General features: G+C 47.4%; 15 protein-coding genes. 14 read left to right on the top strand and 1 reads right to left on the bottom strand.

Annotation, left to right across the window (positions count from 1 at the left end; all coding sequences use genetic code 11):
* Window positions 1-34: 34 nt before the first annotated feature.
* The 4 genes from FOC72_RS09805 to FOC72_RS09790 all read left to right on the top strand — a co-directional run bounded on the left by FOC72_RS09805 (window position 35) and on the right by FOC72_RS09790 (window position 3,411).
* A complete protein-coding gene (locus tag FOC72_RS09805) occupies window positions 35-1,138 on the top strand; it encodes a Gfo/Idh/MocA family protein (protein ID WP_002894435.1) in 1,104 nt (367 codons plus the stop codon).
* Window positions 1,139-1,200: 62 nt separating this feature from the next.
* The gene (locus FOC72_RS09800; RefSeq protein WP_002894436.1) at window positions 1,201-2,118 is read left to right on the top strand and encodes an N-acetylneuraminate lyase; all 918 of its coding nucleotides are present in this window, start codon (window positions 1,201-1,203) and stop codon (window positions 2,116-2,118) included.
* 33 nt (window positions 2,119-2,151) lie between these two features.
* On the top strand, window positions 2,152-3,036 hold the full coding sequence (locus FOC72_RS09795; RefSeq protein ID WP_002894437.1) for an ROK family protein: 885 nt from the start codon (window positions 2,152-2,154) through the stop codon (window positions 3,034-3,036).
* Between the two features lie 45 nt (window positions 3,037-3,081).
* Window positions 3,082-3,411: a hypothetical protein gene (locus tag FOC72_RS09790; RefSeq protein ID WP_002894438.1), complete on the top strand. Its 330-nt coding sequence runs from the start codon at window positions 3,082-3,084 to the stop codon at window positions 3,409-3,411.
* A 61-nt stretch (window positions 3,412-3,472) separates the two neighbouring features.
* Here FOC72_RS09790 and FOC72_RS09785 read toward each other — a convergent pair whose 3' ends face one another.
* Entirely contained in the window at window positions 3,473-4,324 is an 852-nt protein-coding gene (locus FOC72_RS09785; RefSeq protein ID WP_002894439.1) for a MurR/RpiR family transcriptional regulator, read from the bottom strand.
* Window positions 4,325-4,737: 413 nt separating this feature from the next.
* Between FOC72_RS09785 and FOC72_RS09780 the strand changes: the two genes are divergently transcribed.
* The 10 genes from FOC72_RS09780 to FOC72_RS09735 all read left to right on the top strand — a co-directional run bounded on the left by FOC72_RS09780 (window position 4,738) and on the right by FOC72_RS09735 (window position 14,220).
* Window positions 4,738-5,061, top strand: coding sequence for a hypothetical protein (locus FOC72_RS09780; RefSeq protein WP_002894440.1), 324 nt, complete (start codon window positions 4,738-4,740; stop codon window positions 5,059-5,061).
* The gene (locus FOC72_RS09775; RefSeq protein ID WP_002894442.1) at window positions 5,051-7,006 is read left to right on the top strand and encodes a V-type ATP synthase subunit I; all 1,956 of its coding nucleotides are present in this window, start codon (window positions 5,051-5,053) and stop codon (window positions 7,004-7,006) included. Before FOC72_RS09780 ends, FOC72_RS09775 begins: the two co-directional genes overlap by 11 nt.
* A 133-nt stretch (window positions 7,007-7,139) precedes the next feature.
* Window positions 7,140-7,619 carry a V-type ATP synthase subunit K gene (locus FOC72_RS09770; RefSeq protein ID WP_002898768.1) on the top strand — a complete coding sequence of 160 codons (480 nt, stop codon included), beginning with the start codon at window positions 7,140-7,142 and terminating at the stop codon, window positions 7,617-7,619.
* Between the two features lie 10 nt (window positions 7,620-7,629).
* Window positions 7,630-8,220 (top strand): hypothetical protein, encoded by a 591-nt coding sequence (locus FOC72_RS09765; protein ID WP_002894445.1) that lies wholly within the window; start codon window positions 7,630-7,632, stop codon window positions 8,218-8,220.
* A gap of 10 nt (window positions 8,221-8,230) precedes the next feature.
* The gene (locus tag FOC72_RS09760; protein WP_002894446.1) at window positions 8,231-9,244 is read left to right on the top strand and encodes a V-type ATPase subunit; all 1,014 of its coding nucleotides are present in this window, start codon (window positions 8,231-8,233) and stop codon (window positions 9,242-9,244) included.
* On the top strand, window positions 9,231-9,551 hold the full coding sequence (locus FOC72_RS09755; RefSeq protein ID WP_002894448.1) for a V-type ATP synthase subunit F: 321 nt from the start codon (window positions 9,231-9,233) through the stop codon (window positions 9,549-9,551). The genes FOC72_RS09760 and FOC72_RS09755 overlap by 14 nt, the downstream gene beginning before the upstream one ends.
* Before the next feature lie 7 nt (window positions 9,552-9,558).
* A complete protein-coding gene (locus FOC72_RS09750; protein ID WP_002894450.1) occupies window positions 9,559-10,254 on the top strand; it encodes a GNAT family N-acetyltransferase in 696 nt (231 codons plus the stop codon).
* 174 nt (window positions 10,255-10,428) lie between these two features.
* Window positions 10,429-12,219 carry a V-type ATP synthase subunit A gene (locus tag FOC72_RS09745; RefSeq protein WP_002894452.1) on the top strand — a complete coding sequence of 597 codons (1,791 nt, stop codon included), beginning with the start codon at window positions 10,429-10,431 and terminating at the stop codon, window positions 12,217-12,219.
* Complete coding sequence (locus FOC72_RS09740; RefSeq protein ID WP_002894454.1) at window positions 12,206-13,600, top strand: V-type ATP synthase subunit B; 1,395 nt, start codon at window positions 12,206-12,208, stop codon at window positions 13,598-13,600. Before FOC72_RS09745 ends, FOC72_RS09740 begins: the two co-directional genes overlap by 14 nt.
* Window positions 13,597-14,220, top strand: a complete 624-nt coding sequence (locus FOC72_RS09735) for a V-type ATP synthase subunit D (protein ID WP_002894455.1) — start codon at window positions 13,597-13,599, stop codon at window positions 14,218-14,220. Before FOC72_RS09740 ends, FOC72_RS09735 begins: the two co-directional genes overlap by 4 nt.
* Window positions 14,221-14,507: the final 287 nt, after the last annotated feature.

Raw genomic sequence — 14,507 nt, 5'->3', positions numbered from 1 at the left:
ATAGGATATTGTATTAAACAACAGGAGAATAAAAATGGTTAAATATGGCGTCGTAGGAACAGGATATTTTGGAGCTGAATTGGCTCGTTATATGCAAAAAAATGATGGTGCAGAGATTACGATTGTTTATGATCCAGAAAACGCGGAAGCAGTAGCTGAAGAGTTAGGAGCGAAAGTTGCAGCTTCGATAGATGAATTAGTGGCTAGCGATGAAGTTGACTGTGTTATTGTAGCTTCTCCAAATAATCTTCATAAAGAGCCGGTTATCAAAGCAGCTCAGCATGGAAAAAATGTTTTTTGTGAAAAACCAATTGCTCTTTCCTATGAGGATTGTCGCGAAATGGTAGATGCTTGTAAAGAAAATAATGTGACCTTTATGGCGGGGCATATCATGAACTTCTTTAATGGTGTTCATCATGCCAAAGAATTAATCAATCAAGGTGTGATTGGGGATGTTCTGTATTGTCATACAGCTCGTAATGGATGGGAGGAGCAACAACCATCAGTATCTTGGAAGAAAATCCGCGAAAAATCTGGTGGTCACTTATATCACCATATCCATGAATTAGACTGTGTTCAATTTCTTATGGGTGGGATGCCTGAAACTGTTACAATGACTGGTGGCAATGTAGCTCATGAGGGAGAAAACTTTGGTGATGAAGATGACATGATTTTTGTCAATATGGAATTTTCAAACAAGCGTTTTGCTTTGCTTGAATGGGGTTCTGCTTATCGCTGGGGTGAACACTATGTCTTGATTCAAGGGACAAAAGGTGCGATTCGCCTGGACTTGTTCAACTGTAAAGGAACTCTCAAATTAGATGGTCAAGAAAGTTACTTCCTAATCCATGAGTCACAGGAAGAAGATGATGATCGTACTCGTATTTACCATAGTACCGAAATGGATGGAGCGATTGCTTACGGAAAACCTGGTAAACGTACTCCATTGTGGTTATCATCTGTTATTGACAAGGAAATGCGTTACCTTCATGAAATCATGCAGGGAGCACCGGTAACAGAAGAATTCAAAAAATTATTGACAGGAGAAGCAGCTCTGGAGGCTATTGCAACAGCAGATGCATGTACTCAGTCTATGTTTGAAGATCGTAAAGTTAAATTATCGGAAATTGTAAAATAAAAGATGTGGGGATGAAACAATGATTTTCGTCCCTCTCATTTCTAAAACATTAGGAGAAAACTATGTCAGATTTAAAAAAATACCAAGGTGTCATTCCTGCTTTCTACGCCTGCTATGACGAGGAAGGTGAAATCAGCCCGGAGCGGACTCGTGCTTTAGTGGAATATTTCATCGCCAAGGGCGTGCAAGGTCTTTATGTCAACGGTTCTTCGGGCGAGTGTATCTATCTGAGTGTAGAAGACCGAAAACGGGTTCTAGAAGAAGTGATGAAAGTTGCTAAGGGGCGTCTGACTATCATTGCCCATGTGGCTTGCAACAATACTAAAGACAGCGTGGAGCTGGCTCGTCATGCGGAAAGTTTGGGTGTCGATGCTATTGCCGCTATTCCGCCGATTTATTTCCGTTTGCCAGAGTATTCGGTTGCCCAATATTGGAATGACATTAGTGCGGCGGCGCCTAATACTGATTTCGTGATTTATAATATCCCTCAGCTGGCTGGTGTAGCCTTGACTCCTAGCCTTTACAAGGAGATGCTTAAGAATGAGCGCGTGATTGGTGTGAAGAACTCTTCAATGCCAGTGCAGGATATTCAGACCTTTGTAGCTCTTGGGGGAGAAGATCATGTAGTCTTTAACGGTCCAGATGAGCAATTCTTAGGTGGCCGTCTTATGGGTGCTGCAGCCGGTATCGGTGGTACATACGGAGCTATGCCAGAGCTCTTCCTCAAACTCAATCAACTGATTGCTGACAAGGAATTGGAACGTGCTAAAGAGTTGCAATATGCGATTAATGCCATCATCGGAAAATTAACCAGCGCCCGCGGCAATATGTACGCTGTTATTAAGGGTGTTTTGGAAATTAACGAAGGCTTGACCATCGGATCTGTCCGTTCTCCTCTGACACCGCTACAGGAAAGTGATCGGCCAATTGTGGAAGAAGCTGCTCAGTTAATTAGACAAACCAAGGAGCAATTTTTATAAGCAACAGGATAAACACTAGAGAGAAGGTGTGCTATGAAACACTATGTTGCTATTGATATTGGCGGTACCAATATCAAGTATGGCTTAATCAACGAGGCGGAAACCTTGGTGGAAGCACATGAAATGCCGACGGAGGCCCACAAAGGCGGTCCGGGAATTTTGCAAAAGGTTGAAGGGATTGTTGCAGCCTATTTAGAAAAAGGAGCTCTGGTTGGGATTTGTATTTCTTCAGCTGGTATGGTGGATCCAGACAAGGGTGAAATTTTCTATGCCGGGCCGCAGATTCCGAATTACGCTGGGACTCAGTTCAAAAAAGTGCTGGAAGAAAAATTCTCCCTGCCTTGTGAGATTGAAAATGATGTCAACTGTGCTGGTCTGGCTGAGGCTATGTCAGGCAGTGGCAAGGGAGCCAAGATTGCTCTTTGTTTGACAATTGGTACAGGTATTGGAGGCTGTCTGGTCGTAGATGGTCAGGTCTTCCATGGCTTTAGTAACTCTGCTTGTGAGGTCGGTTACCTGCATCTACCAGACGGAGCCTTTCAGGATGTGGCATCTACAACTGCTTTAGTCAATTATGTGGCTGAGCTACACGGAGAAGACGCTGAGCATTGGAATGGCCGTCGGATTTTCAAAGAAGCAACTGAGGGCAATAAACTCTGTATCGAGGGCATTGATCGCATGGTTGGCTATCTGGGCCAAGGAATTGCCAATATCTGCTATGTCGTTAATCCGGAAGTTGTCATCCTAGGGGGCGGCATCATGGGACAAGAAGCTATTCTTAGACCGCGAATTCAGGCGGCTTTGCAGGATGCTTTGGTTCCAAGCATCGCTGACAAAACCAAACTGGCCTTTGCTCATCATCAAAATACTGCAGGTATGTTTGGAGCCTACTATCATTTCAAAAATAGACAAGTTTAACCTGAGATTTTTCTCAGGTTCCTTGTCTTTCAAGAGGAAAATCAAATGGCAGAAAGAAGTTTCATTCAGGAAGCTGCTCAGCTTCTAGGTTCCTTGATGGAAGATTTTCAAAAGAAGACAATTCAATCAAGTGATGAAATCCGCTTTTACGAGTGCTTAGCAGAAGTTTTGAGGAGTTTGGAGAAAACCAAAGCTCTGGATAACCGTCTCCTCATTGCTCTTGAAAGATTCCATAAACGTGCTAGTTTTTTAATTGGTCTTAGTAGCCTCAAAATGGATCAGTCTACTTATCAAAAGTGGCGTGCCTACGATGCTTTTCATATGGAAAAAATTCAGCCCCAATTAGAAATCTACGGGCCAATCCTTCCCTTGTGAAAGAAAGAGGAAAAAGTTAGAACCGAAAAAGAAAAACGAGTCAGAAAATCCTGATTCGTTTTTATCTTTTGTGGGTATTGCGGCGGTAGTAGCCATTTAGTTTCTGATTCTCCCAAAAGCTGTTAAAGATTCTTTCTTTCTTTTCGCGGTTAATCTCGAGGAAAAAAGCATAGATGAGGTCAATCATGAGAAGCATGGGGAATTGTGCGGAAATTCGCAGGATAAACTCAGGCTTGCTTTGAAGAGCAACAGGAACGACTTCAGTGAAGTCCTCTTGAATCTTTTCAGGCTGTCCTGTCACCAAGATGGTTTTTGCTCCCATATTTTTAGCGTCAATCAAGCTGTCAATGATAGACTGGGTCTGTCCGGATAGAGAAAATCCGATAACGAGGCAGTTCTTGTCCAGAATACTAGTTGTCCAAGCGAAGCCATCTTGGTCAGTTAGGGCTTCACAAACGACTCCTAGTCTCATGAAGCGTAGCTTCATATCACGTGCTACTAAGCCTGAGCTCCCTGTTCCAAAGAAATAAACACGGTCTGCCTCTTCTATGATTTGAGCCACTCGCTCCAGCTTTTCCTCATCTATCAGTTCTTTTGTCTGCTGGTGGATTTGATTGTAGTTGTACAAGACATGACGGGATAAGCTGCTTTGCATATTATCCGACTCGGTTTGCGCCTTTTGTAGGTCCTGTAAATATTGAAAGCTAAATTCCCGATAACCTTTAAAGCCGCATTTTTTGGCGAAACGGGTCAAGGCTGCTTGAGAAATGTGCAAGGTTTGAGCAACTTGCAAAGAGGATAAATCCTCTTGAATACTATTTGGATCCAAAAAATAGTGACCAATCCTCTGTTCCAAGTCGGTCATCTTGTCAAGATGGCTCTCAATGATGGCCAAGATATTCTGCTGACTCATAAAATCACTTTCTTCATGGGATAATGTTTATTAAAAGTTTAGGGCTGTTCTGGCTGGAAGGTACATTTGAAGCCACTTTTACTATTCTGCTATTCTATATTTGTCTTAGAATTTGTTTATATTATAACATAGTTATAGACAAATAAACCGTTTGCAAGACTGAAACTTATCAAGAGTGTACAGCTGAGACTGATTTGTAAGTATTGAAATGAATCAAATCTATATCGGCTTTTCCTATCAGTTTGAGATGCCTGTTTAGTAATCTCTGACTGTTTTTCTGAAAATATGATATAATTTATGCAAGTACGAAGCTGTATTCCAGAAGATGACTGTACCAGATGCGGGACAGTCAGCCAGGAATGCAGATTTTAAAATCCGTTTTCGAAGGTTTTTGAAAACGAGGGGGTGAATAGATGGCCAATGAAACACTTGAAAAAATGCAGGAAATTGAAACTGCTGCAGAAGAAGTTTTGATGGGCTACAGGACACAGGCTCAGGAGCTGCGACAGCAGGTAGATGAAAATCTCAGACAGCTAGGTCTGACTTATGACGATGAAACGCAGAAGCTGGCTGAGGAATTAACCGCGACTTCTCAGCAAAAGTTGGTGCACCTGCAGCAAGACTTGGAGCAGACAACCCAGCAAAATGAGGACAAGGTTGCGGCTGCGCTGACAGATAAAAAAGCAGACTTGGCGCGAGCCATTGTAGAGAAGGTGGTAGAAGCCTATGGCCATTAGTCAAATGCGGCAGCTGTCTCTGCTTTTGCCCAAGGAACTGCTAGATCAGCTTCTCTTTTACCTACAGGGTTTAGAGTCAGTTCAGATTCATGACTTGCGGCAGGAAGAGGACTGGCAGGCAGCCTTTGAGCAGGCTTTAGTCGGCCGGCCGGATCGGCAGCTATCTCAGCAGGATTTGCTCAGTCGTCAGGAAAAGCTCGAGAGGCTAATTGCAGAGCTGGAGCCTTTTATGCCGAAAAAGAAACTGCTGGAATCCTTAAAAGACGAGCCTTTGGAGCTGTCCTTTGCTGCTTTGGAGCAGGCAGGGAGGGCCCAAGATGAGGAGGCGCTGCTGGAAGGAATCAGCAAGCAGCTTAAGGTCTTGCAAGAAGCCAAAGCTCAGATAGAAGCTGACCGCTTGGAAGTGGCTGCGCTGGAGAAGTGGGAGCCGCTGGAGCTAACACCGCAAGCAGCTGCGACTTTCAGTCATCTGGGAGCTTTGATTGGGACGATTCCCAATACCGACGACGATGCTCTGCGCCTGGCTCTGGGAGCACATCCTGACCTGAAGTTTCAGGAAGTCTTTACCGATGATACGGAGCATGGGGTTCTTGTCTTTTATAAGACAGGCTCTCTGGAAGAAGTTCGCAAAATCTTGAAAGAGTATGGCTTTAAGCCTTTTGATTATGACCATGAGGAGCTGCCTGCTGAGCGGGTAGCCCAGATCAAGGCCAACATTCGACAGCAGGAGGCTGTGGCAGATGCTATGACTAAGAGTCTGGCAGCTTCCAAGAATGAACTGGATCAGCTCAAGGTTCAGCTTGATTATCTCTGCAATCTCTCCTCCCGTCAAGAAAGTAAGAACCAGTTAGCCAGTACGCAAAATTTGGCAGCCTTGGAAGGCTGGATCGAAAGCAATCAGGTCCAAGCTCTTGAGGCTTGCTTGACAGAGCAGTTTGGCCAGAGCATTCTCATCCAGACCAGAGAAATTCGACAGGACGAGGAAGATAAGGTTCCAACCAAGCTAAAAAACAATGCCTTGGTGGAGCCTTTCGAGCTAGTGACGGAGATGTATTCCTTGCCTAAATATGGTGACAAGGATCCAACCCCTGTCGTTTCCCTCTTCTATTTTGTATTCTTTGGCATGATGGTTGCCGACATTGGTTACGGCCTCTTGCTCTTTTTGGGCACCAGCCTGGCGCTGCACTTCTTGCATGTCAAGTCGGGACTGGCTAAGAATCTGCGATTCTTCCGCCTGCTGGGTGTGGCAGTCATCATCTGGGGACTGGTTTATGGCTCTTTCTTTGGCTTTGAACTGCCCTTCGCTCTGATTAGCACCAGCTCCGACGCCATGACGATTCTGGTTATTTCTGTCGTCTTTGGCTTTGTTACAGTGCTGGCGGGCCTCTTCCTCAGCGGTCTGAAAAATATCCGCCTAAAGGATTATGCAGAAGCTTATAATGAGGGCTTTGCTTGGGTGCTGATTTTGCTGGGGTTGCTACTCTTGGCCTTGGGAAATTTCTTCCCATCCTTGGCCTTTGCAGCAACGATTGGTCAGTGGTTGGCCATCATCAATGCTCTGGGCATACTGGCAGTGTCTATTGTCAGTGCTAAAAGCTTGGCAGGATTGGGGTCAGGTCTCTTTAATCTCTACAATGTCAGCGGTTACGTGGGAGATCTTGTCAGCTTTACGCGGCTGATGGCTCTGGGACTTTCGGGAGCCAGCATCGGCTCGGCCTTTAACCTGATTGTCAGCCTCTTTCCACCTGTCGCTCGCTTTAGCATCGGCATTCTGCTCTTTATTGCCCTGCATTTGGTCAATATGTTTCTATCTTTTCTGTCCGGCTATGTGCACGGAGCGCGTTTGATTTTCGTGGAATTCTTTGGAAAATTCTACGACGGCGGTGGCAAGCCTTTCACTCCGCTCAAGCCTAGTGAGAAATACGTTCAGCAAAGCAAGAAATAAAGATTAGGAACTATGGTAAGAGATGAGAAGCTCATCTTTAGAAAAACACTTTCTAAAACATCAAAAACAAGCAACATTCATTAAACTAGCTGTTGGTTTTACAAGAATTACAGCAATTTCATAGGAGTAAATCATGGAACATTTAGCATCATATTTTGGAACTTACGGCGGAGCCTTTTTTGCAGGTCTGGGAGTGGCTTTGGCGGTCTTTCTCAGCGGAATGGGCTCAGCGCTAGGTGTTGGAAGCACCGGTCAGGCAGCGGCAGCTCTCTTGAAAGAACAGCCGGAAAAATTCGCTCAAGCTCTGATTTTACAACTTTTGCCAGGTACCCAAGGTCTCTACGGCTTTGTTATCGGGATTACCGTCTTCTTTAATATCAAGCCAGAATTGGCTCTGCAATCAGGCGTAGCTTATTTCCTAGCAGCTCTGCCAGTTGCGATTGTTGGTTACTTTTCAGCCAAGCATCAAGGACGAGTAGCGACCGCTGGTATTCAGATTTTGGCCAAGCGACCAGAAGAGGTCATGAAAGGGGTTATCCTAGCGGCCATGGTTGAAACCTATGCCATCTTGGCCTTCGTTGTATCCTTCATCATGGTTCTGAATGTGAAGTAAGGAGGCTTTTATGTCTGACATATCAGATCTCAAAGCTTCTGTCTTGGAGCAGGCTCACGAGAAGGGGCATTTGCTTTTGGCCGAGGCTACTGAGAAAATAGAACAGGAAGCCAAGGAACGTGAGGCCCAGCTGGTTCGGCAAAAGCTTGGACAGCGAGAGCAGCAGCTGAAAGAAATCAGCCGGCGCAGTCAGCGCGATATTCAGCAGCTGGAAAATCAAAAGCGCCAGTCTACTCTGGTCATCAAGCAGCGGGTTCTCAGAGAGCTTTTTGAGGAAGCCTATGCTCAGATGGCAGCTTGGTCACCAGCTGAAGAAGAGCATTTTCTGAAGAGTGTCTTGGCTAAATACCCAGAGAAAGAGTTGGCACTGACTTTCGGTGCTCTATCAGCTGAGAAATTCAGCTCCAGCCAGTTAGAAGACTTGAAAAGATCCTTTCCGCAAGTACACTTTTCAGACCAGTCCATAGCCGGTCAGGCAGGCTTTGTGCTGAGCCAAGGACGAGTGGATGATAGTTATCTCTATCGTGACTTGCTGGACTCTGTCTGGCAGGAGGAAAGCTACCGTCTAGCTCAGGATATTTTCAAAGACCAGGCAGAATAGGAGGCGGACCATGAGTGAAACAAGCTTCTCTCAAGTCAATACAGCCATTAGTGTGCAGGAGGCTTCCTTTTTGACGCCCCAGCAATATGATCAGTTGCTGCAGACTGACGATGCTGCCAGCCGTTCGGCTCTTCTGCAGGGAACGGTCTATGCCATGGATGCTGAAGCTATCAAGGATCTCAATGCCATTGAGCAAGTACTGATGAAGCATTTGTATTCCGTCTATAATTGGGTGCTTGAGATTAGTCCTAGTAAGGAGCTGGTGGAGATTTTCACGCTCCGCTATACCTACCACAATCTCAAAGTTTTTCTCAAGGGTCGGGCGACAGGTCAGTCCCTGGAGCATTTGCTGATGCCAGTGGGGACCTATTCGCTGGAGGTTTTGGAGCACTTAGTCATGGCCTTTTCGGCTGAGTATTGTCCAGATTTCATGCTGGACGAGGTGCTTGCGACCTGGCAGGAATACCAGGATTATAAGGATGTGCGCGTCTTGGAGATTGGCATGGATATGGCTTATTTCCAGCATCTCAAGCGCCTGACACAGGAGTTGGAAGATGAGAGCCTGCTGCAGTTGGTGAATCTGACTATTGATTTTTATAATGCCATCACCGTTAAGCGGGCTGTTGACTTGGGAAAACCGCGCAGCTTTATGAGGCAGCTCCTGTCTGATGAAGGGAGCCTCTCTGCTGCCAACTGGATTGCCATGGCAGAGCAGGGGGATTTCTTGACTTGGTTTAGCCAGGTCAATCCCTGCGGTTACGATCTGGATTTGCGCTCCTATGAGGAAAAAATGCGGAACCAGACCTTGACGACAGTAGAGTTAGAATATCTAGCGGACCTCTTGCAGGCTAAGTTGCTTGCGGCTGGTCAGTTTGAGACAGATGGCTCGCTCCCTCTGGCCCGCTATCTGCTGGGCAAGGAGCTGGAAGTCAAGAATCTGCGGCTGATTTTGACAGGTATGGACAATCAGCTGCCGGTAGAGCTTATCAGAGAAAGGATGCGACCGATTTATGGACAAGACTAGCTACAAGATTGCTGTCGTGGGGAATCGCGATACTATTCTCCCGTTTAAGCTGATTGGTTTTCAGACCTTTCCGGTGAAGGAAGCTCAGGAGACGGTCAATACCCTTCGTCGGCTCGCCCGTGAAGATTTCGGCATTATCTATCTGACGGAGGATATGGCAGCGGATATTCCAGAAACCCTGGCCTACTATGACCAGCTGGAAATTCCTGCTCTTGTGCTCATTCCTACCCATAAGGGGAGCACGGGACTGGCTCTTTCGCGGATTCATGAAAATGTCGAAAAGGCTGTCGGACAGGATATATTGTGAGGTTTTTATGCGAATCAATCAACTAGGCCAGCCCATTGGGGATGCTCTGCCGGATTTTCAGCCGGGGGACTTGCCTAACCTGGAGCGAATCGAAGGCCAGTATGTTATTATCGAGCGTTTGTCTAAGGACAAGCATGGAGCGGATTTATATGAAGTGTATGGCCCGGATTCTCCTGCGGATATGTGGACCTATCTCTTTCAAAATCCTGCCCAAAGTCAGGCAGAATGGTCTCAGCTGTTAGATCAGATGCTGGCAGCACAGGATCGTTTTCACTATGCGATTGTGGACAAGGAGAGCGGCAAGGCTCTAGGAACTTTTGCCTTGATGAGGATTGACCGAAATAACCGCGTTATCGAAGTGGGAGCTGTGACCTATTCGCCCAAACTGAAGCGCACCAGACTGGCTACTGAAGCTCAGTACTTGCTGGCACGCTATGTCTTTGAAGAGCTGGAGTATCGCCGCTACGAATGGAAATGCGATGCCCTCAATCAGCCTTCAAGACGGGCAGCAGAGAGACTTGGTTTCACCTATGAAGGCAGGTTTCGTCAGGCTCTTGTCTATAAGGGGCGCAACCGAGACACGGACTGGCTGTCTATGATTGACACGGATTGGCCGGCCGTCAAGAGTCGTCTAGAAAAATGGCTAAGCCCAGACAATTTCGACGAAAAGGGCCAGCAAATAAAAGCCTTATCTGATTTTTAAAATAAAAAGAAACAATCCTTGCCCTAGAGTTAGCTAAGAAGAATTTCAAACTCGCGGCAAGAATCAAAAAACACTCTTTGGAAATAAAATTCAAACTAGGTCCGTATCTAACTTAGTTTGAGCTTTGATTTTCATTGAAAAGTAACAAAAATCTCCCAAGAATGGAGGAAGATTGTGAGTCAAGGAAAGATTATCAAAGTTTCTGGTCCTCTGGTGCTGGCATCAGGGATGCAGGAAGCGAATATTCAGGATATCTGCCGGGTTGGCGATTTGGGGCTGATCGGTGAAATTATTGAAATGCGGCGGGACCAAGCCTCTATCCAGGTTTATGAAGAAACTTCTGGCTTGGGTCCGGGAGAGCCGGTCATCACGACTGGAAGCCCTTTGTCTGTTGAACTAGGACCAGGTCTGATTTCTCAGATGTTTGACGGGATTCAGCGGCCTTTGGAGCGTTTCCAAACCATCACGGAGAGCGACTTCCTCGTCCGCGGTGTCCAACTGCCAAATCTAGACCGAGAGACTAAGTGGGATTTTGTTCCAAGTCTGTCTGTCGGAGATACGGTTGAGGCTGGCGATATTCTGGGAACGGTGCAGGAGACCAATCTGGTGGAGCACCGCATCATGGTGCCGGTCGGCGTCAGTGGACGCTTGGCCAATATCTCGGCTGGCAGTTTCACTGTTGAAGAAACTGTTTACGAGATTGAGCAAGCGGATGGGTCTATTTTTAAAGGGGCTCTCATGCAAAAATGGCCAGTCCGTCGTGGGCGTCCTTTTGCTCAGAAGCTGATTCCGGTTGAGCCTTTGGTGACTGGCCAGCGGGTCATCGATACCTTCTTCCCAGTGACCAAGGGCGGAGCAGCAGCCGTACCAGGACCTTTCGGGGCTGGTAAGACTGTCGTTCAGCACCAGGTGGCCAAGTTTGCCAATGTTGACATCGTTATCTATGTCGGCTGCGGCGAGCGTGGCAATGAGATGACCGACGTACTCAATGAATTTCCAGAACTGATTGACCCATCAACTGGCCAGTCCATCATGCAGCGGACGGTGCTGATTGCCAACACATCCAATATGCCGGTAGCGGCTCGGGAAGCGTCGATTTACACAGGGATTACTATTGCAGAATACTTCCGTGACATGGGCTATTCCGTGGCCATCATGGCGGACTCCACCTCTCGCTGGGCGGAAGCCCTGCGGGAAATGTCCGGCCGTCTGGAAGAAATGCCAGGTGACGAAGGCTATCCAGCCTATCTTGGCAGCCGGATTGCTGAGTATTACGAGCGGGCAGGCCGGGTCAAAACACTCGGTTCGACTGCGCGAGAAGGATCTATTACTGCTATTGGGGCCGTATCACCTCCAGGTGGAGATATTTCTGAGCCGGTAACGCAAAATACCCTGCGGATTGTCAAGGTTTTCTGGGGCTTAGATGCCCAGCTGGCTCAACGCCGGCATTTCCCAGCTATCAACTGGCTGAGCTCTTACTCGCTCTATCTAGACGAAGTGGGAGCCTATATCGACCAGCATGAGAAGATTGCTTGGGCTGAGAAAGTCACCAAGGCCATGAATATCCTGCAAAAGGAAAGCGAACTGCAGGAAATCGTGCGTTTGGTTGGCTTGGATTCCTTGTCTGAAAAGGACCGGCTGACCATGAATGCAGCCAAGATGATTCGCGAGGACTACCTGCAGCAGAATGCCTTTGATGATGTGGACACCTATACTTCTTTCAAAAAACAGGTGGCTTTATTGAGCAATATCCTGACCTTCGATGCGGAGGCCAATCGTGCCTTGGAGCTGGGAGCTTATTTCCGGGAAATCATGGAAGGAACGGTGGAGCTGCGTGACCGAATTGCCCGCAGTAAGTTTATTCACGAAGACCAGTTGGAAAAAATCCAGGCCCTCAGTCAGACTATCGAGGAAACCCTGCACCAGATTCTTGCCCAAGGAGGACTAGACAATGAGCGTCATTAAAGAATACCGCACCGTCAGTGAAGTTGTCGGCCCTCTGATGATTGTCGACCAAGTCGCTGGCGTGCATTTCAATGAATTGGTAGAAATCCAGCTGCATGACGGCAGCAAGCGTCAGGGCCAGGTTCTGGAAGTCCAAGAAGACAAGGCTATGGTCCAGCTTTTTGAGGGATCTAGCGGTATCAATCTGGAAAAAGCCAAGGTTCGCTTTACCGGCCGTCCGCTAGAGTTGCCAGTGTCAGAAGACATGGTAGGTCGGATTTTCAATGGAATGGGCAAGCCAATTGATGGCGGCCCAGCTATCTTGCCAGAAAAATATCTGGATATTGACGGTCAAGCCATCAATCCAGTAGCTCGCGACTATCCGGATGAGTTTATCCAGACCGGTATCTCGGCCATCGACCATCTCAATACCTTGGTTCGGGGGCAAAAACTGCCAGTATTTTCTGGCTCTGGTCTGCCCCACAAGGAATTAGCTGCTCAAATCGCCCGTCAGGCAACTGTGCTCAACTCTGATGAAAACTTCGCCGTGGTCTTTGCGGCCATGGGTATTACCTTTGAAGAAGCCGAGTTCTTCATGAATGACCTCCGGGAGACGGGAGCTATTGACCGCTCGGTGCTCTTTATCAATCTGGCTAATGATCCGGCTATCGAGCGGATTGCAACGCCACGGATTGCCCTGACAGCAGCTGAGTACCTAGCTTATGAAAAAGACATGCACGTTCTGGTCATCATGACTGACATGACCAACTATTGCGAAGCCCTGCGGGAAGTTTCTGCAGCTCGTCGTGAAGTGCCGGGCCGCCGTGGGTATCCGGGTTACCTCTATACTAACCTGTCCACCCTCTATGAGCGGGCTGGTCGTCTGGTTGGTAAGAAAGGCTCAGTGACGCAGATTCCGATCCTGTCCATGCCAGAGGATGACATTACCCATCCGATTCCAGACTTGACGGGTTATATTACAGAAGGTCAGATTATCCTTTCACGCGACCTTTACAACAGCGGCTATCGTCCGCCAATCAATGTCCTGCCATCTCTGTCTCGTCTCAAGGACAAGGGCTCAGGTGAGGGTAAGACTAGGGGTGACCATGCCGCAACTATGAACCAATTATTTGCTGCCTATGCGCAAGGCAAGCAGGCCAAGGAGTTGGCTGTCGTTCTGGGGGAATCCGCCCTGTCCGAAACGGACAAGCTCTATGTCCGCTTTACCGACCGCTTCGAGCAGGACTACATCAATCAAGGTTTCCAGACCAACCGAACCATCGAGGAAAGCTTGGATCTGGGCTGGGAACTCCTGTCCATCTTACCTAGAACGGAGCTTAAGCGGATCAAAGACGATATGATTGACCAATACCTGCCGCAGACCAAGGAGGAAGAAAGATGACGCGACTCAATGTCAAGCCGACTCGGATGGAGCTGAATAACTTAAAAGCCCGTCTCAAAACGGCTGTCCGTGGGCATAAACTGCTCAAGGACAAGCGGGATGAGCTGATGCGGCGCTTCATTGAGTCTGTCCGTGAGAACAATCAGCTCCGCCAAAAGGTCGAATCCGCTCTGGTCGGTCACCTGCAGGACTTTGTCATGGCCAAGGCGTTGGAGAGCGACCTCATGGTCGAGGAGATTTTTGCCGTCCCCACGCGGGAGGTCAATCTGCATGTGGAGACTGAGAATATCATGAGTGTGCGCGTGCCCAAGATGCACGCTCATATTGACAATCCGCATAGTGATGACGAGGGAGACGTGGTTTATAGCTATGTGGCGTCTAACAGCCAGATGGATGAAACCATTGAAAGCATGAGCGATCTGCTTCCTGACTTGCTGCGACTGGCTGAGATTGAGAAAAGCTGCCAGCTCATGGCGGATGAAATCGAGAAAACCCGCCGTCGGGTCAACGGGCTAGAGTATGCTACCATCCCTGACCTCAAAGAAACCATCTACTACATCGAAATGAAGCTGGAAGAAGCCGAACGGGCCAGCCTCGTCCGAATGATGAAGGTGAAGTAAGATGTGGAGGCGTTAAAAAAACGAATGAAAAATAGGAACTGGGCGATGGATTCTATGAATCCAAGTCCAGTTCTCTTTTTTCCGAGTTTTTAGCCGAAGCTCGATTTAGCTGAGCTAACCTAGACTGAATAGATCTATTCACAGCAAAAATAGGAAAATAGACGAAGAAGTGACAGCTTCTAGGAGATTTTATCTTTTTTTCCCAGAGCTTAGGTCGGGTTCAGTTCACCAGAGTAGAAAAAATTCAAATAAGCCCAAAAGAAACAGAACCTCTCTAAATCGAGGTT

This window comes from Streptococcus sanguinis, from assembly GCF_013343115.1.
Taxonomy (GTDB): Bacteria; Bacillota; Bacilli; order Lactobacillales; family Streptococcaceae; genus Streptococcus; species Streptococcus sanguinis_H.
Note: the sequence above shows the minus strand (reverse complement) of the source record. Positions and strands in the feature narration are given on the sequence as shown.

Excerpts from the sequence above, each read along its gene's own strand:
- FOC72_RS09805 (WP_002894435.1), top strand. The coding sequence starts at position 35 with ATGGTTAAATATGGCGTCGTAGGAACAGGATATTTTGGAGCTGAATTG.
- FOC72_RS09800 (WP_002894436.1), top strand. The coding sequence starts at position 1,201 with ATGTCAGATTTAAAAAAATACCAAGGTGTCATTCCTGCTTTCTACGCC.
- FOC72_RS09765 (WP_002894445.1), top strand. The coding sequence starts at position 7,630 with ATGTCTGACATATCAGATCTCAAAGCTTCTGTCTTGGAGCAGGCTCAC.
- FOC72_RS09760 (WP_002894446.1), top strand. The coding sequence starts at position 8,231 with ATGAGTGAAACAAGCTTCTCTCAAGTCAATACAGCCATTAGTGTGCAG.
- FOC72_RS09750 (WP_002894450.1), top strand. The coding sequence starts at position 9,559 with ATGCGAATCAATCAACTAGGCCAGCCCATTGGGGATGCTCTGCCGGAT.
- FOC72_RS09740 (WP_002894454.1), top strand. The coding sequence starts at position 12,206 with ATGAGCGTCATTAAAGAATACCGCACCGTCAGTGAAGTTGTCGGCCCT.
- FOC72_RS09735 (WP_002894455.1), top strand. The coding sequence starts at position 13,597 with ATGACGCGACTCAATGTCAAGCCGACTCGGATGGAGCTGAATAACTTA.
- FOC72_RS09795 (WP_002894437.1), top strand. The coding sequence starts at position 2,152 with ATGAAACACTATGTTGCTATTGATATTGGCGGTACCAATATCAAGTAT.
- FOC72_RS09785 (WP_002894439.1), bottom strand. The coding sequence starts at position 4,324 with ATGAGTCAGCAGAATATCTTGGCCATCATTGAGAGCCATCTTGACAAG.
- FOC72_RS09780 (WP_002894440.1), top strand. The coding sequence starts at position 4,738 with ATGGCCAATGAAACACTTGAAAAAATGCAGGAAATTGAAACTGCTGCA.
- FOC72_RS09755 (WP_002894448.1), top strand. The coding sequence starts at position 9,231 with ATGGACAAGACTAGCTACAAGATTGCTGTCGTGGGGAATCGCGATACT.
- FOC72_RS09790 (WP_002894438.1), top strand. The coding sequence starts at position 3,082 with ATGGCAGAAAGAAGTTTCATTCAGGAAGCTGCTCAGCTTCTAGGTTCC.
- FOC72_RS09775 (WP_002894442.1), top strand. The coding sequence starts at position 5,051 with ATGGCCATTAGTCAAATGCGGCAGCTGTCTCTGCTTTTGCCCAAGGAA.
- FOC72_RS09770 (WP_002898768.1), top strand. The coding sequence starts at position 7,140 with ATGGAACATTTAGCATCATATTTTGGAACTTACGGCGGAGCCTTTTTT.